This window comes from Nonomuraea africana (genome assembly GCF_014873535.1).
In the GTDB taxonomy this organism is placed as follows: Bacteria; Actinomycetota; Actinomycetes; order Streptosporangiales; family Streptosporangiaceae; genus Nonomuraea; species Nonomuraea africana.
Genome location: NZ_JADBEF010000001.1, coordinates 6,960,191 through 6,979,729 on the forward strand (window position 1 = coordinate 6,960,191; position 19,539 = coordinate 6,979,729).

Below are 19,539 nucleotides of genomic sequence, written 5' to 3' on the forward strand. Positions count from 1 at the left end.
ACACCCTGTGCACAACCCTGTGGACAACCGACGCGGCGCCCCTAGGCAAGATCGCGCAGGGCCGCCGCCGCCTGCCTGCGGACCCGCCTCGTCCGGCCCCGGCCTGGCCGATGCCGTCCTCGATCGCGACCCGGTAGAGCGCCCAGCGTTCGTGTTCGTCCCGTAAGTCGCCGGGCTGACCGTCTTGGAGCCGCGCGAGCTCGACCAGCCTGCCCCGCAGATCCTCGCTGATGTCCTTGTGCTCAACCACACCCATAACCGCCACTGTCCCAGCAACCGTCGAGCACGACGGCGCTGATCTCCACGTTCGACTCGATCGACACCCCGAACACGCGATCTCCGATCCGCTTGGCCAGGTCGTAGGCGTTGGCCGCGTCGACCTCCAGGTCTGCGGACCATCCCGCCGCCACGAACCTGGCGCGAAGGTCCTCCTCTTCCTTCAGCTCGACGAACACCCAAGCCCCGTAGGTGGAGGAATCGCAGTCGTTCACACCCCCGATGGACAGGATCTGACTCGCCGGCGGAAGCGCAGGGCTGATCGCCTCGCGAACCATCGCGTTCACCCGGTCCGCGCGCCGCTCACACAGCTCGCGGCCGCCGCCGAGCATCCCCCACACCTGGCAGCCGGCGAGCGTGGCGCTCAGCAGGAGGAGAACCACGGCCGCGCGGACGTTCCTCAGTAACTCGTCCACGTCATGCCTCAGCACCGGTTTCGCTCACCGAGCCAGTCAAACACGATCTCCCGCGCCGGGGGGAGCGCTCAGGGCCGCCCCGAGCGGGGTCGTCATGTACAGGACGTGGCGCCCGGATCGCTCCCGCGCGACCAGCCCGCTCTCGCGCAGCACGCCGAGGTGCTGCGACACCGCGCTGGGCGTGACGCCGAAGGCGCGAGCCAGATCCGTCGTCGTCGCCGGGGACCGCAGCGCCTCGAGCAGTTCAGCCCGCACCCGGCCGAGCAGCCGGACGGCGCTGCCCGCGGGCGCCCGCGTCCCCGCCGTCCACAACGCCCCGACACCGCGCGCCGGGTACCGCACCGTGGTCTGCGTGGACGTGCTCTTCTTGATCGACACGTACGGCGAGCCGAGGACGACGGGCATGAGGACCAGCCCCCCAGGACCGCGGTTCACGACGTGCTCGCTCCGCCAGCGCGCGCCCTCCATCATCAGCTTGCCCTCGCGCCACCGCAGGTCCGGATGCAGGTCGGTGAACAACCTCTCGGCGCCGCCCGCGGCCAGGTGCTTGGCGCGATAGATGACGTCCGCGTCGAGGACGGCCCTGATCCGCGACCAATGCGGCGCGATGAGCCGGTCGTGTGCCGCGCGCAGCTCCGCGGCGATCGCCCGCAGGCCCGCCGCCGGCCGCGCGGCGAGCTCCTCGACGGCGCCGGGGAGCTCGCCGCCGAAGACGCGACGCAGGCTGGTCCGCACCTGACGAGCGGTCGTCCGCCGCAACGCCGCCAGGTCGTCCTCGATGGACGCCACCGCACCGAGCGGGGCGGGGATGAGGAACTCCGGCCAGCCCGGCCGGTCGCTCACGATCAGCGGCCAGGTACGCGAGAGGTCGAGCGGACGCCTGGCGAGCTCGTCCGCCGCCCAGCGCAGCCACGGCAGGTTGACCGCGTGCCGATCGCGATCACCCAACTGCTGGAGTCCGGACACCGTCTCGGACAGCGGCGAGATCGCGAATCGCGTCGCCGCCAGCTCGGCCACGCCGAGATCGATCGTCAACGCCATGGCTTCGACTATGTAGCACCGGCCTTAAAGCTGTCGCGCCGGCGTCAGACACCGGACGATCTTGGCATGAAACCGGACACGCCCCGCCTGCCCGCGCCGTACTGGCGGTTGTGGTGGGCGGCGGGGATCAACTCCATCGGGGACGGGGCGTTCGCCGCCGCCGTTCCGCTGCTGGCCGTCACGATCACGCGCGACCCCCGGCTCGTGTCCGTCGTGTCCGCGGCGGCGTACCTGCCCTGGCTGCTACTGTCCCTGCCCGCCGGCGCGCTCGTCGACCGGCACGACCGCGTCACCCTCATGTGGCGCTCGCAGGCGATCCAGGCGTTGATCGTCACCGTCATCGCGGTCCTTGCCGCGGTCGGCCGTCTCGACGTCACGGCGCTCGCGCTCATGGCCTTCACGCTCGGGGCGTGCGAGACCGTTTTCGCCAACGCGGCGCAGGCGATCGTGCCGGACGTCGTCGCGAGACCCGTGCTGCACCGGGCGAACGGCTACCAGCAGACGATCACGACGATCGGTCACCAGTTCCTGGGACCACCCATCGGCAGCCTGCTCTTCGCGGTCGCCGTGGCGCTGCCGTTCGGGGTGGACGCCGGCTCGTTCGCCCTGTCGGCCGCGCTGCTGGCGACGCTGCCCCGGCGTGCGCACCGGCCGGCCACGCACCCGCCGATGCGCAGCGCGATCGCGGACGGCCTGCGCTGGCTGGCCGGTCACCGGCTGCTGCGCACCCTCGCGATCCTGCTCGGCGTCAACACCTTCTGCGGCCAGCTCGGCAACGCGACACTCGTCCTGCTGGCGACCCAGACGCTGAACCTTGACGCGCGCGGCTACGGCCTGCTCCTCGCCTGCGCCGCGATCGGCAGCGTGCTCGGCGGTCTCGTCAGCGCGCGCGTCGTGGGCAGGATCGGCGCCCTTCCCGCGCTCCTCACCGCGCTCGCCACGAACGCCGTCGTCTTCGTCGGGATCGGGCTGAGTCCGAACGCGATCGTGCTCGGCGCCCTGCTGTCCGTGAACGGCTTCGTCATCACGCTCTGGAACATCGTGACCGTCACCCTCCGGCAGCAGGTCGTGCCGTCCGCGCTGCTCGGCCGGGTGAACAGCGTCTACAAGATGGTCGGCTGGGGGCTGATCCCGCTCGGAGCGCTGGCCGGTGGGCTGGTGGCGTATTCGTTCGGGTTGCGCGCGCCGTACCCCGTCGCGGGTGTGCTGCGCGGGATCGCTCTGCTGGCCGCGCTGCCCGTACTGCTCCGTGCCGCGCTGTGGCGCCTGCCCAGCGGGCGGCTGGAGGCCGGGGACGCCGTGAAGATCGACCGGTGAAGGACGGACTCAGCGCGTTCGGCCGGCCGGGACACCTCGATCGGGTACGGCAGGCGCGACCGCGACCTCATCGTCCGCCAGTGCCACACGGCCGGCATCGCCGTCACCGAGCAGGACGCCATGCTGCTGGAGATGAGCGTGCTGGGCATCCTGTTCACCGCGCTGACCACCGGCGCGCCGGACGATCCTGGCGGGTCGATCCGCACCGCCGTACGAACCCTCCTGAACCGGTACACGGCGACCAGCCGGTGACCCTCAATCCGGCGCGCCGGCGGCCCGCACTTCGAGAAGGCTGGCCTCGTGCCGTTCCGCCTCGTAGGCGGCGTGGCCGCCGCGCACGCCGAAGAGACGCTTGCTGAACACGATGTAGGCGACGGCCGCGAGGTTCAGGACGAGGAAGGCGACGCGGACCCAGGTGACCCTGTGGCTCAGCTCGTAGAACTCCAGGGGGATGAAGACCGAGGTGGCGACCACGGCGAAGTACTCGCCCCACCGCTTGAGCAGCCACAGGCCGATGCCCTCGGCGAGCTGGAGCAGGCCGTACGCGGTGAGAGCGATCATCAGCCAGGTCAGCGTCCCCGCGCCGGTCGCCAGCAGTTGGTGCAGGGTGTGGACGAGCTTCGAGTCGGCGAGGCGCCAGCCGAGCCGGTCGGCCAGCGGGGTGAGCAGGGGGAGGTACTCCTCGAAGGCCCTGTTGACGGCCTCCTTGCCGCCTCTGAACCGCCATACGCCGTAGGCGGCCAGGAACATCAGCAGCCCCTTGGCGAACCGGTCGAGCGCGAGCAGCCGGAGGAGGGTCGCGTCGCGCAGGGCTCGGCCGCGCAGGACCAGCGGCGCCTCGTCGGCGGGGCCCGCGCCGTGCGGCGGGCCGAGAGTGAAGTCGCCGCAGCGCAGGCAGCGCCACGCCACGCCGAGCGCGGTGTCGGCGCGGAGCCGTTGCCGCAGATGAGGCTCGTCGGGGGCGTAGGTGACGTGACCGCGGCGACTACAGGCGCGAAGGCTCCAGTTCACGGCAGCAGGCACTCCTCAGCTGGGACATCCCTCGTCCTTCCCGTCGAAAGTGCTCGAGCGAGCGAGGAGCCGCCCAAATCTGCGCCCAGCCGTACGGCGGAGCAGCGGCCAGGAGCACCACCAGCACACCCCAGATCCGCCACCCCGCTGCGATCATGTGCGCTCCCCGTCGAGCCGCGGTTGGCATCAGCACGCGGACACTGGCCAACTCTGCCGAATCAGCCCTTCCGGCATCAAGGTGTCACATGGCGACCTTCCAGAACGACCTCGTGGCCAAGTGATCGGTTGACGGCTCTCCTGATCGCTCCACGCCGCGCCACGTTCCTGCCGGCGCCGCCGCCGAGCCGCCGCTATCCGGCGCTCATGCTCGACGGCCTGCGAGAGGGGTCATGGCGGATGTGGTCAGAGAGGTTTCGCGGCAGGCGCGCTGAGGCGGTTGCTGTAGCGGATGAGCATGGTGGTCTGGGAGGTTTCGGGGAACAGCCGGCCGATCAGCGGTGGGATGCGCCAGTTGGCGGGGTTGCGCCTGGCCATCCCGGACACCAGGGAGATGTGCGGGTAGCGGGCCTTCTCGTAGGCGCGCAGCCGTACCGCCGGGTCTGCTCCGCCCTTCGCGAGCTCGCGCATGAGCACCCACACGTCCTCGAGGGTCTGGTTGGCGCCCTGCCCGAGGGTGGGCGGCATGGTGTGGGCTGCGTCGCCGAGCAGGGTGATACGGCCCTCCCCCCACACCCGGCGGACCTTGTTCCAGTGGTGACCGAAGAAGTTGAGGTCGTCCTCGGAGGCGGCGGCGAGCACCTCGGGGACGGGCGACGCCCAGTGCCCGAACCGGCGCCTCAGCTCGGCCAGCGGTGCCATGGGCCGCGGATCGGTGGGTGACCACCGCACGTCGAACCACCACTGCAGCATGCCGTCCCCCGCGGGCATGAGCCCGCACGCGCCCTCTCGTCCCGTGATCATGAGACTGAGGTGCGAATGGGTGAGGGGGATGTCGATCGCGCTGAGCCCCTGCCACGTCCCGAAGGTGGCCGGCTGGACGGTGCCGTCGCCCCACAACTGGCGCCGTACCACGGAGTGGTGGCCGTCGGCTCCGATGAGCAGGTCGGCCTTGGCCGTCGACCCGTCGCTGAAGGTCGCCGTGACCTGGCCGTCGTCCTGAGTGACGCTCCGGCAGCCCACGCCGTACTGAATGAGGTCGTCGGGCAGCCCGTCGGCCAGGCGGTCCAGCAGGTCGCGGCGGGAGATCGCCTTGGTGTCGAAGCCGAACCGGTCGGCCGCGTGGGCGACGCTCACGCGGGTGCGCAGCCGGCCGTCGGAGGTCATCGCGTCGATCCTGTCGACGCGGCCGCCGACGCCGTCCAGGCTCACCCCGAGATCGTTCAGTACGGCATGTCCGTTGGTGAAGATCGTCAACGCCGCACCGCTCGTCCGCCGGCCGGGCGCCTGCTCGTAAACCCGCACCCGGTGACCGGCGGCCAGCAGCCCCCGCGCGACAGCCAGGCCGCCCACCCCGGCGCCCATGACAAGAACGTCCATGTCTTCTCCAAATTGGTTTATCTTCGATTCGAAGATATATCATGATGGAGTAGATTGGGACGGTGGCCGGCAAGCATCCTGAAGACGTCTTCCGTGAGTTCCTGATCGCGGCCCTGCTGCACAACGAGGCGGTCGCCGACCAGCTCGGCCTGCAGCCGGTCGACGTCGCCGCCGCGATCCTGCTGGAGATGCGCGGCCCCCTCGCCGTAGGGGCGATCTCGGAGGAGCTCGCCCTGCCGTCCGCCTCGACGACCCGGCTGATCGACAGGCTGGAGAAGGCGGGGTACGTACGACGGGTGCGCGGGGAGCGTGATCGGCGGATGGTCACCGTGGAGCTGGTCGAGGGCGGGCTTGAGGATTACTACGCCGCCTGCGAGGCGTCCAGGAGACACTTGGACGCGGTCGGTGTGCATTACGGACCGGAACAGGTGCCGCTGCTGCTGGAGATGTTCACCCGCGTCGCCGAGGCCTACCGATCGGCCACCAAGGAACTACGAGAGGGCACAACCTGAGCCCTCCGCCTCAGCGGCGGGGAGACCGGTCAACCGGTGCTGTCGAGGAGTTCCGGCTGCACCTCGTGCCGCAGCGCCTCGCCGCGTAGGAACCGGCCGATCTCGGCAAGCACGATGGCTCCGGCGCGCCGCCGCGACTCGACCGTCCCCGCCGCCTCGTGCGGGGTCAGCAGGGCATTCGGCAGCCGACGGAACGGATGCCCGATGGGAAGCGGCTCCTCGTCGAAGACGTCCAACGCCGCGTCGATCCGGCCGGAGCGCAGCGCGCCCAGCAGGGCGGCCTCGTCCACCAGCGCCGACCGGGCGGTGTTGACCAGCAGGGCGCCGGCGGGCATCAGGGCCAGTTCCCGCGCGCCGATCATTCCGACGGTCGCCGGCAGCACCGGCGCGTGCAGGGACACCACCGCGGATCCGGTGAGCAGCTCGTCGAGCCCGGCCCGTTCGACGCCGAGCGCGGCGGCCTCCTCGGCGTCCAGATACGGATCGGCGACGAGTACCCGTGCGCCGAGCGCCCGGACCAGCCCGATGTACGCCCGGCCGGTACGGGACGCGCCGACCACCCCGACCACCGCGCCCCGCAGCTCGCGACGGGGCGGGGCCGCCTTCGCGGTCGCCCAGTCGACCCCTGTGCGCAACGCGTGGTCGAAGCGGTGCACCCCGTGCAGCAGGGCGAGAGTGAGGGCCAGCGCCTGTTCTCCCACCGCGTGGGCCATGGCCTCGCCGGCCTGGGTGACCCGTACCCCTCGGGCGAAGCTCTCCCGCGTGACGAACGGCTTCACCGAGGCGCCGGTGTGCGCGAGCAGCCGCAGCCGGGGCGCGGAAGCAAGTACCGCGGCCGACAGCGGAGCGCAGCCCCAGCCCGTCACGACGACGTCCGCGTCGGTGAGCAATCCCGCCAGTACGGCCTCGTCGCCGACGTCGGCGCCCTCGGGCGGCAGCCGCAGCCGGCCCAGCGAGGTCAGCGCCGCCCAGGTCTCCGGCGGGAAGAACATCTCCCGTACGGCCGGCGGCGCCGCCACCGCGATCACGCTCACCCCTTGATCCCTGAGGTCGCGACGCCCTCGGTAACGTAACGCTGCCCGATGAGGTACGCCACGAAGATCGGCACGAACGCGACGACCGAACCGGCGAGCAGCATGTTCAGCGCCACGTTCTCCTGCTGCAACGAGGCGATGCCCGTGGTCAGGGTGCGCATGTCCAGGCTCTGCCCGACGATCAGCGGCCACAGGAAGTCGTTCCAGTGCCACAGGAACACGAAGATCCCGAGCGTGGCGAGGATCGGCTTGATCAGCGGCAGCACGATCGAGACGTACACCCGCCACTCCGAGCAGCCGTCCAGCCTGGCCGCCTCGAACAACGAGTCGGGCAGCGACGCGATGAACTGCCGCATCAGGAACACCGCCTGGGCGTTGGCCAGGGTCGGCACGATCATGCCCCAGTAGGTGTCCACGCCGTTGAGCTGGGAGATGACGATGAACGTCGGGATCATCGTGACGTGGTACGGCACCATCAGCATGGCCAGGAACGACCAGAACATCGCCTCCTTGCCAGGGAACCGTTTCTTGGCGAAGGCGTAGCCGGCCATCGACGCGAAGAGCAGCACGCCGACCACCGACACCACCGAGTAGACGACCGTGTTCCACATCCACCGCAGCACGCTCTTGGCGCCGATGACCTGGTCGTAGGCCTCGGTGGAGAACGGCCAGGGCAGCAGGCTGTCCGGGAACGTCACCGGTCCGGCCGGTTTGAAGGACAGCACGACCATCGCGTAGAAGGGAAAGAGGGTGACGAGCGCCCCGATCACCAGCAGCACGGTCCGCCCGACGAGCCAGGCCCGACCGGCCCGGCGGGGGCGGCGGGCGGGGCTCGGCGGGGCCGGGGCGGTGGCCTGCCGTACGAGGACGTCGGTCACTGTTCCCTCCCCAGGGTCAGGCGCTGGATGAGCGCCACGATGATGGTCATCACGAACAGGGCGACTCCGACGGCGCTGGCGTAGCCCAGGTCGAAGTACTTGAAGCCCTGGTCGTAGAGCAGGTAGACCAGGCTGTAGCTGGCCCGCACCGGGCCGCCGCCGGTCATCACGTAGATCATGTCGAAGACCTGGAAGGAGATCGTGGTCTCGATGACGGCCACGAAGAACAGCGCCGGGCGCAGCTGGGGCAGCGTCACGTACCGGAAGCGCTGCCAAGCGGTCGCGCCGTCGGTGAGCGCCGCCTCCTCCAGCTCCGCCGGCACGTCCTGGAGCCGGGCGAGCAGGATGAGCATGCCGTAGCCGAAGCGGGACCAGACCGAGACCAGGACCAGCGCCGGGATGACCAGGACGCTGTCGGCGAGCCAGGACTGCGCGGGCAGGCCCAGCGCTCCCATCGCCCGCGACCAGGGGCCGCCCTCGGCGAAGACCCAGGTGAAGACCACACCGGCCAGGACCAGGCTGGTCACCACCGGCAGGAAGAAGATGGACCGGAAGACCTTCGATCCACGGAAGGCACGCCGGGTCAGCAGCGCCATGCCGAGCGAGACCACCATGGACAGCGGCACGGACAGCGCGGTGAAGATGACCGTCACCTGCAGGGCGGACCAGAACGTCGGGTCGTCCACGAGGCGACGGAAGTTCTCGAGACCGACCCATCCGGTATCTCCGCCGATGGCGTAGTCGGTGAATCCGAGCAACACCCCGGCGATCGCCGGTCCGAACCGGAAGACGACAAAGAGCAGCAGGAACGGCAGGACGAACAGCAACGCCGTCCCGGCCTCGCGCCGGGACGGCCGGAGCAGGCGCCGGCCACGGGGCGCCAGGTGTGCAACCATCGGGCAACCTCTCTCTACGGCTCGCGGCGGGCACGAGCGCCCACCGCGAGCCGCGTCAGCGCTAACCGAGCAGCGGGCCGGCGGCCTTGGCCGCGTCGCTCAGCGCCTGCTCGACGGACTTCTTCCCGAGCAGCGCCGCCTGGATCTCCGGAGCGAGCACGCCCTGGACGTCCCGGGCCTTCTCGTGGAGCGGGCCGACGGTGCTGATGGCGACCTGCTTCTCCTGCTCACCGAGGACCGGGTCGTCGGCGTAGAGGGCGCCGGTGGACTTCTTCGCGGAGAAGAAGCTGGACGCGAGGTCGTACTTCTTGGCGTTCTCGGCGTTGGACGCGAAGGCGATCCACTTGCCGGCGGCCTCCTTGTTCTCGGCGTTCTTGAGCATGGAGAGCGAGCCGACCGTGCCGTACCCGATCTGCTTGGTCCCGGTCAGGTAGGGGAGGGCCTTGATGTTCTCCTTGCCCCAGAACTTCTCGAGCTCCGACGGCACCACGTGCCACACGCAGCCCACCTTGTTCTGCGCGATGCGGGTCTGCTCGATCGGGGGCATCGACGTGAGCAGGCTCTTGTCCACGTATCCGCCGTCGACGAGCTGCTTGACGAAACCGAGCGCCTTGCGGCCGGCGTCGCTGTCGAAGCCGACCGACTTGCCGTCGGGGCTGAACACGTCCCCGCCGGCCTGCCAGAGCAGCGGGTAGAAGGTCTGGTTCAGGGTCTGCTTGACGTCACCGGCGTACGCGGTCATGTCGTAGCCCTTGGCCTTGAACTTCGGCGCCATTTCGAGCAGGTCGTTCCAGCTGGTCGGATAGGTCTCCTGACCGACCGCCTCGAAGACCTTCTTGTTGCAGAGCGGCGTCACGGCGCTGGTGAGCACCGGCGCGCCCATCATCTTGCCGTCGATGGTCACTGCCTTCACGACGTTGTCGAGGTAGTCGCTCCTGGCCGCCTCGTCGAGGTAGGCGTCGACGGGCTCGATGTTGCGGACGTACTTGGGCAGCTGGTCGGGGATGAGGTAGACGACGTCGGGGCCCTTGTTCCCGGCGATCGCGGTGGCGAGCGCCTGGTCGCGGTTCGCCCACGGGAAGATTTCGGCCTTGACCTCGATGTCGGGGTTCGCCGCCTGGAACGCCTTGACGGTCTCGTCCCAGTAGGCCCGGTGCTTGGCCTCATCGAAGATCACCGGGTAGATCCACATGGTCACGGACTTCTTGCCGGAGTCACCGGAGCCGGACCCACCACAGCCGGTGGCCACGAGCGCGGCGACGAGCACCACCGCAACGGCCGACAGGCTCTTCCGAACACGCATCTAGCATCCTTCCAAAGGGCTAAGTACGCAGCACCCTAACTTACGGTCCGGACCGATACCAGGGGCTGACAGGTCTCAAGGTTCGCATCGCTACTGTTCGGGGGTCCGCCCACGTGGCTGTGCGTGACAGGGGCCGACTGACGCCCGGCTGGTGCGGGCGGCAATTCGGCGATTACTGCCGGGTCTTCGGCAGTGGGAACCGGGCCAGGTCGGTGCCGAGCATGCCCCAGGTGGCCTTGCCGTCCGGGGTGAAGTTGAACGACGGGTTGTTGTACCAGCCGCGCGGCACGTTGTCGTACAGCGTGGTGACCTCGCCGCCCGGCGTGGTGGGCAGCTCGGAGATGTCGTTGGTCCAGTGCACCCACGACAACACCCGGCCGTCGACCCCGTTGAGCTGGCCGTATCCGCCGAGCTCACCCTCCATGACGATCGTGCGTATGGTCAGGTCGTACGCGAACCAGGCGCCGCGCGGACGCCGGCCCATCGCGTACAGCAGGTTCCCGACCACGTGGACGCTCTCGTACGAGGCCCAGTCCGGCTTGATCTCCTCACGCCACAGCAGCTGCCTGGTGACGATGTCGACCGCCGCGACCTGAGCCGTCCTGCGCAACGGGCCGGTAGTGCCCTCGCCGTACGTGTCGCCGACGATGTACGCCGTGGTGCCCTGCACCACCACGTCCATCACGCTCTGCTCGGGCAGGTATTCCCGGTGGACGTCGAAGGTGTTGGTGGCCAGGTCGATGAAGGTCAGCGCGCCGGTGTGCTTGGTGGTCTGCGGGCTGGACGCCACCACCAGTTGGTTGCGCGGGCGGTCGACGTGGATCCGCTTGGTGCGCAGCTGCAGGTTGCCGAGCAGTCCCAGCACGGTGATCTTGAAGCTGTCCGGGTCGATCGACACGATCTGCGCGCTCGGGTAGAGCCCGGCGTAGACCGTGCCCGCCATCCCCTCGGCCAGCGCTTTCGGCTCGCCGTTGATGTCGAACCGAGTGTTGGTGCCGGCCTCGGGCCGGTGCACGGTCATCGCGTAGTGACCGGCCACCCAGACAGTGCCCCGGGTGTGCCGCATCATCGTCTGGATGGTCTCGGGATAGCCGAACCCACGCGTCGCGGTCTGCCACACGCTGCCGACGCCGCCCGGCGTCGCCTTCCACACGTGGCCCAGACCACTGACGCCCAGCAGGTTGCCGCCGGGCAGCGGGGCGAGGAGCTGATTCTCCACATCCGCGAGGGGCTGGCCGACCTTGGCCAGACCGTCGGCGGTGACCTCGTACAGGTTGGTGGTGAGCCGGGTCAGCGCGTAGACCTTGCCGTCACTGCCGACGGTGACCTGGTCGATGTAGCGGTCCTCGGCGGGAATGTCCCGGGAGACCCGCTCGGAGCCGTCGCGGCGGAAGGAGATCAGCTGGCGGCCGCTCGCGACGTAGATGACGCCGTCCTTGACCGTCATGTCGAGGATGCCGACCGGCGAGGGGCTGAGGTGCGACGTGAGGCTGGTAGGGGTGCCGCCGGCCTTCGGCCACACCAGCAGGGTGCCCGGGGCCGCCGAGCCGCCGTAGACGTACTCGTCGTCGATGGCAACGGCCGTCGCGTACTGCGAGGTGGAGATCCGGCCGTACGTCTCGATCACTGCGTCGGAGAGGCGGATCCGCTTCACCGTGCAGTCCGGATACGTGCCGATGTAGAGGTGGTCACCGTTGACGACCATGTCGTAGTACCAGGTGGTGCTGCCGCCGGCCTGGGCCCAGGCGACCAGCTCCTTGGTCTGCGGGTCGAACCGGTAGATGTACGCGCTGCCGGCCGGGCCGATGTAGACGTACCGGCCGTCGGCGGCGAGCTTCTGGCCGCCGTTGCTGGGGATGGTGAGATCATCGATCGACCGCAGCTCGCCGGTGTTGACGTCGAACGCGCCCAACCGCAACTTCGACTCGGGCGTGTTGAAGCGCGACGTGATGAAGACGCTGTCTCCGATCACCGCCGCTCCGCGTACAGCGGCGGTCAAAGACGCCGGTCCGAAACTGGTCGGGGTGAGAGTCTTGTCATCGGCGAACGCCGGTGACACACCAACGCCGTGGCCGACTAACAGCGACGCGCCGGTGAGGCAACTGCCTGCCAGGAATGCTCGACGACTGAGGGGCATCGCTGTCTCCGTCGGTTGAACCTCTATTACGGTCGGGACCCTAATCACCGCCGCTGGGAGTCGTCAAGAGTGCCGGGTCGCCTGGTCGGGATCCTGGTAGTAGTCGCCACAAAGGCACGGAGATGCCGCGTCGCGTTCGACGTGCCGTGCGAGGCGGGCCGAAGGGGCCACCAGCGACGCGCCGTCCCCCGTGCTGGAGACTCCTGCACCTTGACGGCCTTCCCGGCGAGAGATTACGGTCAGGACCGTTAATCCAAGAGAACGGCTTGGTGGCTATGCGTTCGATGGCGAGTCCGGAGGAGCGGCTGACGCAGCCGCGGAACGGCCCTGGTGGAAGAGCCCTCGCGACGAGGCCCCAGCGCGGCCCGAGACCGGCTGCACCACATCGTCAGGAGTCACCTTGCGCTCCGTTCGTCAGAGGCCGACTCAGGGCTGTTGCGAACATCGGGCGGGTAACGATGGTGCCCTTGCCGTGTCGCAAGGTTGCCATGGCCTTCAGCGCCATCGTGCCGTCCGCGTGAAGATCGCAGCGGGCGCGCGCATGGCCTATGAGGTGCCACCCAGGTCCGAACGCCCTGGTGTCGATCTGTTGGGAGCGGACTCGACGAGTGCGGCCAGGTTCGCCAGCGCCATCCGCGTGCCCGTCTCGTTGTCGGCGGCGGGCACGGCGTCGGGGATTCCTTCGTGCACGATGACGACATCGGTGCCCCCGCCGGCGTCGGTGAGCGTCGTCGTCATCGTCATGGCCCCGCGCAGCGCGGGATCTGCGGTCTCGAACTCGAACACCTCGACAACCCGCTCGTCCGGAACGAGTTCCGCGAAGTGGCCATGGTACGTGTCGGTGTGCGACGCCGACTTGCCAGTCGGTCCCGGCGCGTCGTAAGTGAGCGAGATCCGGAACGAGCCGCCCTCACGAGCGTCGAACTCGTGGATGTGGCTGCTCATACCCGCTGGCACCCGCCATTGTGCGATCGCGCCCGCATCGACGAGTGCCTGGTAAACGGCCGAACGCGGCGCGTTCACGTGCTGGGAGACCCGCGTCGAGTACATGCAGCCGACTGTAACTTGACCCCATCGATCGGCCAATCACCCCACCAGGCCCCGCACCGAACAGCCCCGCCGCGTCCGCAAGGCGTCACATGAGGATCGGTTTCATGCGTGTACGTCGTGGCTCTCTGCATCGGCCTGCGGCGCGGAGGCCTGGGCTCCACGGCCGGCGCTTGATCCGCGTCATGAACGGTCGGCCGGCGTGTGCGATGAGGCCGGAGGTCACCCGTTGCCCAGCGACAGTTCGTCCAGCGGCAGGGACCGCAGGAAGTCCTCGGCATCGAAGATCTCCCCGGCGGTGACGACGCCGGCGGCCCGGCCACGGCCGGCCACGATCCGCTCGGTGGCCTCCACCACGATCGGCGCGGTGATGGCGTAGATGTCGCGGCCGCGCGCCGCCACCCGTCGCTGCTCGTCCCCCCGGCGGACGACGACCTCGACCAGGAAGACCTGGGCCGACCGGCCGTCGGCGTCAGCCGCCTGCGGGCCCTTGGTCTCCGGGTCGCTGAGATCCTTCAGCGGGGCGGCGTTCAGGAAGGTGTTGATCCGCGCGGTGTCCAGATGGCGGGAGATGGTGATCACATCGGTGGTGGAGAACTGCCCTACGACCTCTTGGGTCCCGAACGGGTCGGAGAAGGTCCAGGTCCCCGTCGGCTGCGGCTCGTCGCCCGAGAGGACCTGCAGGTGGTGGTCCGAGAAGACCACCCGCCGGCCGGCCCGGCGGCGGCCGGCCAGCAGGGTTCCCCGGGTCGGGTGCCAGCTGTCCAGTGCCACCGCGATCGAGATCTCGTCCGCCTCCGGCCAGTCACCCATCGCGACGGTGGCGAGCAGGTCGCCCAGCGCGCCGTAGAACGCCATCACCGGCGCCACCACGATGCCCGCCTCCTTCACCCGCGGGTCATCCCGGTAGGTGTCGAAGGTGTCGATCGCGACCAGGGTCTCGCCGGTGACGTCCAGGTAGTGGATCCCGGCGCGCAGCGCGGCCTCGATCAGCGGCGGCGTGGTGTCACCGAACGGCCCGGCGCAGTTGATCACTGCGGCCGCACCGGCGATCGCGCGGTCGAGCGAGGCCGGGTCGTCGGCCGAGGCGACCCTCCACTCCACGCCGGGGTGGGCGGCAGCGGCCGCCTCCAGCTTCGCCGCGTCCCGCCCGGACAGCACCGGCGTCAAACCGCGCTCCAGCAGCTCCGCCGTCACGAACCGGGCGGTGTGCCCGTAGGCACCGAACACCGCGATCACCGGCTCGTTGGTCTTCGTCATCAGGTCTCCTCCAGCTGTAGGGGCTCCTTCCCATCCTGCTGAGCGGTGCCGCCGGGGGCCACCGTCCATGACGTCAACCTGCGCTAGATTCGCGTCATGCGCCCCCATCGAGTCGTCATGGCCGTCACCGACGACATGCCGATCTTCGAAGCGGCCGTCCCGTGTCAGGTCTTCGGCGTCGACCGGCCGCACCTGGCCGATCCGTGGTACCAGTTCTCGGCGGTCCCGGTCGGGACTGCGCCGGTACGGCTGAGCCCGGGATTCACCCTCGCCCCGGCCCGCCACGGGTGGGATCTGGCATCGACGGACACCCTCGTCGTCCCGGCCTGCACGAATGTGCACGACGACCCGCCGGCGGAGTTGGTGGACGTCGTTCGGGAGGCGTACCGGCGCGGGATCCGGATCCTGTCCATCTGTTCCGGCGCCTTCGTCCTGGCCGCCGCCGGGGTGCTCGACGGGCGTCGGGCCACCACCCACTGGCTGCACGCGGAGGAGCTGAGCCGCCGCTATCCCGCCGTCCGGGTCGACCCGTCCGTGCTCTACGTGGAGGACGCCAACGTGATCACCTCCGCGGGGACGGTGGCCGGCATCGACGCCTGCCTGCACGTGGTGCGGGTCGACCACGGCGCCGCGGTGGCCGCCGAGCTGGCCCGCCGCCTGGTCACCCCGCCGCACCGGGACGGCGGGCAGGCCCAGTACCACCGTCCGACCTCGCCCGTGGTCCGCGACGACTGGCTGGCCGCCCTGCTCGACTGGGCCGGCGAGCACCTGCATCTGCCGCTGTCCACCGCCGATCTGGCCGCTCAGGCCAATGTCAGCGTGCGCACCGTCGAGCGCCGGTTCGCCGAGGCGCTCGGGATGTCGCCGCTGCGCTGGCTGCTGCAGCAGAGGGTGCGCCGGGCCCAGCAATTCCTGGAGACCAGCGACCGGCCGATCGGCTGGATCGCCGCCACCTGCGGGTTCGGCGGGCCGGCCAGCCTGCGGGCGCACTTCGCCCGGATCGTCGGGGTGTCGCCCACCGCCTACCGGCGGACCTTCCACGAACGGGCCGGCGCGGCGCGGATCGCCAGCTGAGGGCCGACCGTCGTCAGCACGTCGAGGGAGCGCAGGTGAAGGGATTCTCGGGCGGGGTCCAATACGGAGGGGGTGGGGCAAACGTAGGGGGTGCGGCAGTGGTGGTCTCGGGGGCTGGTTCCGGGGTGGTCCCCGAGGTCGGGTCGGGGGTCGAGCCCTTCCTGGATTCGTCGCCTGTCGGCGTGTTCGCGAGGCTCTCGGTGTGGGTCTGCTTGGCGGTCGGCGCCGACGTCCTGCGGCGGGGCGTCTGCTTGGGCACCGCCTGCTTGGGTACCGTCTGCCTGGACGCCGGGGGTGTCGTCAGCCGTTCCCCTTCTTTGGTCTGTGACGGCACGGCGGTGGGGGACGTGGTGAGTCGCACCGTCGGCTGAAACGTCGAGGACCCCTTGGCGGGTGACCCCACCGGATGCCCGCCCGCGTTTTTGCCGGCGGCGGCGCGGCCGTCCTGATCGGCTTCCGGTGCATGAGGCACATCGCGGTCCTGATGTTTGCTGGTTCGCCGCTGCCACTCCAGCGCCCCGAAAGCGGGCCATCGTAGAAGTCCCAGTCGAACTGGATCGTGACGTCGGACCCCTATCCGCTTGGGCCCGGAGGACAAAGAACGGCGCGCATCCGTCGTCCCGCAGGCCAAAGGGCGGCACCGGTCGCCTGGCGATACTGGCAGCATGGATCTCGAACGAGTCAAGCGCGAGGTATTCTCGCTGGTCAGCCCGCATACCCCCGGCCTGGCCGTCGGCGTGTACGTCGACGGCGCCGCGGTGCTGACGGTCGCCCAGGGGGCGGCGTGCGTGGAGTTCGGCGTACCGGTCGACGAGCACACCCGGTTCGACATCGCCAGCGCGAGCAAGCAGTTCACGGCGGCGTGCGTGCTGCTGCTGGAGCGCGAAGGGAAGCTGGGGCTCGACGACGACGTGCGCGTGCACGTGCCTGAGCTGAGCCTGGAGACCCCGGTGACGCTGCGGCAGTGCCTGCAGCACACCGGCGGCCTGCCGGAGTGGTACTCGCTGCAGGCGCTGACGGGCGTGCCGCTGGCGGAGATGACCGAGCAGCGGCTGCTGGAGGTGCTCACGGGCATCCGCAGGACGACGTTCGAGCCGGGCACGGCGTTCTCCTACTCCAACACCGGCTACGTGCTCGCGGCGGTCGTGATCAACCGCGTCACGAATTCGTCGCTGGCGGAGTTCGCGCGCAAGCGGCTCTTCGAGCCGCTGGGGATGGCGGATTCGCTGTTCCGTGACGACGCGTCGGTTCCGCTGGACAGGCTGGCGTACGGCTACGCCAACGCGCAGGGCGAGCCGCGCAGGGCCGACACCCAGGAGAGCGCGGTCGGCGACGGCGGACTGGTGACGAGCGTGGCGGGGCTGGCGCCGTGGTTCGGGTTCCTGGCCGACGGGCGGGTGCTCGGCGCCGATCTGCGCGAGCGGCTGCTGGAGCGGGGGGTGCTGGCCGACGGCACGGTCCAGGCGTACGCGATGGGGATCTATCACGGCGAGGGCTGGTTCGCCCACGCGGGCGGCATGCACGGGTACCAGTCGAACCTGCTGTACCTGTCCGATCCGGGTGTCGGTATCGCGGTGCTGTCCAACCAGACGGCGATCAATCCGGTGAGGGTGTCACACCGGCTGGCGCGGCTGCTGCTCGGCCAGGAGGAGCCGCCGAAGCCCGAGCCGAAGAGGCTGGCCGCGCCGGAGCGGCTGCACTGGCAGGATCCGGCCGGGGACGGGACGCTCACCCTCGCACCCGCCGACGAGGGCATCGTGATCGCCGACGTGGGCGTGTTCACCGGCGGCGCCGACGGACGCTGGCACGGGACGGGAGACGCCGAGGGCGGCTGGGTGGAGATCGACGGCGACCGGCTGCTGCTCAGCGTCGGCCCACTCTCGCGCCCCCCTGTCGTCTTCGACGCGGCCGAGCCGCCCTCGGACGCGCCGCTGCCCGACGGCGTATACCGCAGCTGGGAGCTCGGCGTCGACGCCATCGTGAGCGACGGTGAGGTGCGCATCGGCCGCGAGCTCAAACTGCCGGTGTCTGCCGCCCCTGGCGGAGCATGGAAGGCCGGGCCGTTCACGCTCCGTATCCACGAGGGCGACCTGCTGGTGAGCGGCGGCGGCCTGCGCCGGACGCGCTTCGAAGGCTGATTGGCCCGCAGGACGAGGCGGGGGCCGCCGGTTTTGGCTGCCGGGTCAGTGAACAGCGGCTGTCCGGCTCCTAGCGTCCGACTGTCCCCGCCCGAACGTTTCCGAGGTGGTCCCATGACATACGCGAAGGCCGCGACCGCCGCCGTCGTACTCGCGCTCACCACCGCCTGCTCCTCAGGAGGAGCCGCGCCACAGGCCCGAGACTCCCTGGTCTGGGCCACCGCCCACCCGCCCAACAGCCTGGACATCGCGCACGGCTTCAACAACGCCTCGACCCTCATCCAGACCGCGGTCCTCGACACGATGGTCACCCTCGACACTCGCGGCGTGCCCGCGCCCCGGCTGGCGACGGAGTGGACGCAGCCGGACCCTGCCACCTATCTGTTCACGCTGCGCAAGGGCGTGCGCTTCGCCGACGGCACCCCGCTGACGGCCGACGACGCCGCGTTCTCACTGCGCCGTCACCTCGACCCGAAGGTCGCCTCGCAGGCGGCCAGCTACTTCACGACGGTCAAGCAGGTCGAGGCGGTCGGCGACGGCCAGGTCAAGGTCACGCTGAAGCGGCCGAACCCCGCCTTCCTCGCCATGTCGGCGATCGCCTGGCAGGTGACGCCGCGCAAGCTGGCCGAGGCGCACCCCCAGGACCTGGGCAGCCCCGAGGTGGGCACGATGGGCACCGGCCCCTTCAAGGTGGCGAAGTTCTCGCTCACCTCGGGCGTGGTCCTGGAGCGCAACGAGTCGTACTGGGGCAGCAGGCCCGCGCTGCGCAGGGTGGAGTTCAAGACCATCGCCGACCCCGAGACGCTGCGGCTGGCGGTCAGGTCGGGTGAGGTGGACGCCACCGACGGCGTCAGCGTCCGCGACGCGCGCAAGTGGACCGGCCTGCCCGGCGTCAAGACGATCTTCTACCCGGGCAACAACATCGGCTACCTGTCGCTGGCGGTCAACACGGGCCCGCTGAAGGATCCGCACGTACGGCGGGCCATCGCGCACGCGGTCAACCGCAGGGCGGTGTCGGACCTGATGACCGCCGGTCACGGCGCTCCTGCGGCGGCCATGCTGCCGAGCCCGCAGCTCGCGGCGCTGTACGGCGACAGCGTCCCGGCCCTGCCTGCCTATCCCTACGACGTGGAGGCGGCCAAGGCCGAGCTGGCCAGATCCGCCCACCCGCAAGGGTTCGAACTGGAGGTGCCTTACGCCAGCACCGGCGACAGCGGCACGGTCATGCAGACCGTCGCCGCCGACCTGGCCAAGATCGGCATCAGGCTCACCCTGCAGCCGAGCCCCGCCGACCAGTACCGGGCGCGGGTGATGCAGCACGACCGCCTGTCGATCCAGTACGTCAACCTGGCCTACGGCACGCCCGACCCGCTCGAGGTCCTGCCCGACATGGTCAGCCGCGCCGCAGCCGAGCCGGAGGGCTTCAACTTCTCAGGCTACGGCACCGCCGCCACCGACAAGCAGTTGGACACCCTGGCCTCGGCGACCGGTCAGGACAGGAAGGCGCAGGTCACCGCGTTGCTGACGGAGATCGCCGAACAGGTGCCCTACATCCCGCTGTTCCACACCGACTACGCCGTCGCGCTGAACGAGAGGTTCACGGGCACGTTCTCCACCTGGTCCACGGACGCCATCGCCTCGCTGCGCCCGGCGGGCCGCTGAC

General features: G+C 70.1%; 17 protein-coding genes. 6 read left to right on the forward strand and 11 right to left on the reverse strand.

Annotated features, from left to right (window positions below; genetic code table 11):
- Nucleotides 1-242 precede the first annotated feature (242 nt).
- Complete coding sequence (locus tag H4W81_RS32935; protein WP_192778373.1) at nt 243-692, reverse strand: hypothetical protein; 450 nt, start codon at nt 690-692, stop codon at nt 243-245.
- A gap of 36 nt (nt 693-728) precedes the next feature.
- A complete protein-coding gene (locus H4W81_RS32940; RefSeq protein ID WP_192778374.1) occupies nt 729-1,733 on the reverse strand; it encodes an ArsR/SmtB family transcription factor in 1,005 nt (334 codons plus the stop codon).
- A 66-nt stretch (nt 1,734-1,799) separates the two neighbouring features.
- Between H4W81_RS32940 and H4W81_RS32945 the strand changes: the two genes are divergently transcribed.
- Together H4W81_RS32945 and H4W81_RS48885 are read left to right on the forward strand one after the other, a co-directional pair.
- Nucleotides 1,800-3,050, forward strand: a complete 1,251-nt coding sequence (locus H4W81_RS32945; protein WP_192778375.1) for an MFS transporter — start codon at nt 1,800-1,802, stop codon at nt 3,048-3,050.
- 120 nt (nt 3,051-3,170) lie between these two features.
- Nucleotides 3,171-3,302: a hypothetical protein gene (locus tag H4W81_RS48885; RefSeq protein ID WP_264083201.1), complete on the forward strand. Its 132-nt coding sequence runs from the start codon at nt 3,171-3,173 to the stop codon at nt 3,300-3,302.
- A gap of 3 nt (nt 3,303-3,305) precedes the next feature.
- On the opposite strand, the gene H4W81_RS32950 is transcribed toward H4W81_RS48885, so the two are convergent.
- Together H4W81_RS32950 and H4W81_RS32955 are read right to left on the reverse strand one after the other, a co-directional pair.
- Nucleotides 3,306-4,061, reverse strand: a complete 756-nt coding sequence (locus H4W81_RS32950) for a DUF2127 domain-containing protein (RefSeq protein WP_192778376.1) — start codon at nt 4,059-4,061, stop codon at nt 3,306-3,308.
- A 402-nt stretch (nt 4,062-4,463) separates the two neighbouring features.
- Nucleotides 4,464-5,597, reverse strand: coding sequence for an FAD-dependent oxidoreductase (locus H4W81_RS32955; protein WP_192778377.1), 1,134 nt, complete (start codon nt 5,595-5,597; stop codon nt 4,464-4,466).
- Nucleotides 5,598-5,659: 62 nt separating this feature from the next.
- Here H4W81_RS32955 and H4W81_RS32960 point away from each other — a divergent pair, with 62 nt between their 5' ends.
- Nucleotides 5,660-6,109, forward strand: a complete 450-nt coding sequence (locus H4W81_RS32960; protein ID WP_192778378.1) for a MarR family winged helix-turn-helix transcriptional regulator — start codon at nt 5,660-5,662, stop codon at nt 6,107-6,109.
- Nucleotides 6,110-6,138: 29 nt separating this feature from the next.
- Here the strand turns inward: H4W81_RS32960 and H4W81_RS32965 are convergent, their stop codons facing one another.
- The 7 genes from H4W81_RS32965 to H4W81_RS32995 form a co-directional block, all read right to left on the reverse strand.
- On the reverse strand, nt 6,139-7,143 hold the full coding sequence (locus H4W81_RS32965) for a hydroxyacid dehydrogenase (protein WP_318782119.1): 1,005 nt from the start codon (nt 7,141-7,143) through the stop codon (nt 6,139-6,141).
- Nucleotides 7,140-8,021, reverse strand: coding sequence for a carbohydrate ABC transporter permease (locus tag H4W81_RS49560; RefSeq protein ID WP_318782120.1), 882 nt, complete (start codon nt 8,019-8,021; stop codon nt 7,140-7,142). The genes H4W81_RS32965 and H4W81_RS49560 overlap by 4 nt, the downstream gene beginning before the upstream one ends.
- Complete coding sequence (locus tag H4W81_RS32975) at nt 8,018-8,917, reverse strand: carbohydrate ABC transporter permease (protein ID WP_192778379.1); 900 nt, start codon at nt 8,915-8,917, stop codon at nt 8,018-8,020. The genes H4W81_RS49560 and H4W81_RS32975 overlap by 4 nt, the downstream gene beginning before the upstream one ends.
- A 61-nt stretch (nt 8,918-8,978) precedes the next feature.
- Nucleotides 8,979-10,220: an ABC transporter substrate-binding protein gene (locus tag H4W81_RS32980; protein WP_192778380.1), complete on the reverse strand. Its 1,242-nt coding sequence runs from the start codon at nt 10,218-10,220 to the stop codon at nt 8,979-8,981.
- 172 nt (nt 10,221-10,392) lie between these two features.
- Entirely contained in the window at nt 10,393-12,192 is a 1,800-nt protein-coding gene (locus tag H4W81_RS32985; RefSeq protein ID WP_192778381.1) for an NHL repeat-containing protein, read from the reverse strand.
- Nucleotides 12,193-12,903: 711 nt separating this feature from the next.
- On the reverse strand, nt 12,904-13,407 hold the full coding sequence (locus H4W81_RS32990; protein ID WP_192778382.1) for an SRPBCC family protein: 504 nt from the start codon (nt 13,405-13,407) through the stop codon (nt 12,904-12,906).
- A gap of 219 nt (nt 13,408-13,626) precedes the next feature.
- The gene (locus H4W81_RS32995) at nt 13,627-14,664 is read right to left on the reverse strand and encodes a saccharopine dehydrogenase family protein (protein WP_192778383.1); all 1,038 of its coding nucleotides are present in this window, start codon (nt 14,662-14,664) and stop codon (nt 13,627-13,629) included.
- Nucleotides 14,665-14,760: 96 nt separating this feature from the next.
- On the opposite strand from H4W81_RS32995, the gene H4W81_RS33000 reads away from it, so the two are divergent.
- The 3 genes from H4W81_RS33000 to H4W81_RS33010 all read left to right on the forward strand — a co-directional run bounded on the left by H4W81_RS33000 (nt 14,761) and on the right by H4W81_RS33010 (nt 19,538).
- On the forward strand, nt 14,761-15,738 hold the full coding sequence (locus H4W81_RS33000; protein ID WP_192778384.1) for a GlxA family transcriptional regulator: 978 nt from the start codon (nt 14,761-14,763) through the stop codon (nt 15,736-15,738).
- Between the two features lie 665 nt (nt 15,739-16,403).
- Entirely contained in the window at nt 16,404-17,876 is a 1,473-nt protein-coding gene (locus tag H4W81_RS33005; protein WP_192778385.1) for a serine hydrolase domain-containing protein, read from the forward strand.
- A gap of 114 nt (nt 17,877-17,990) precedes the next feature.
- Entirely contained in the window at nt 17,991-19,538 is a 1,548-nt protein-coding gene (locus H4W81_RS33010) for an ABC transporter substrate-binding protein (protein ID WP_192778386.1), read from the forward strand.
- Nucleotide 19,539: the final 1 nt, after the last annotated feature.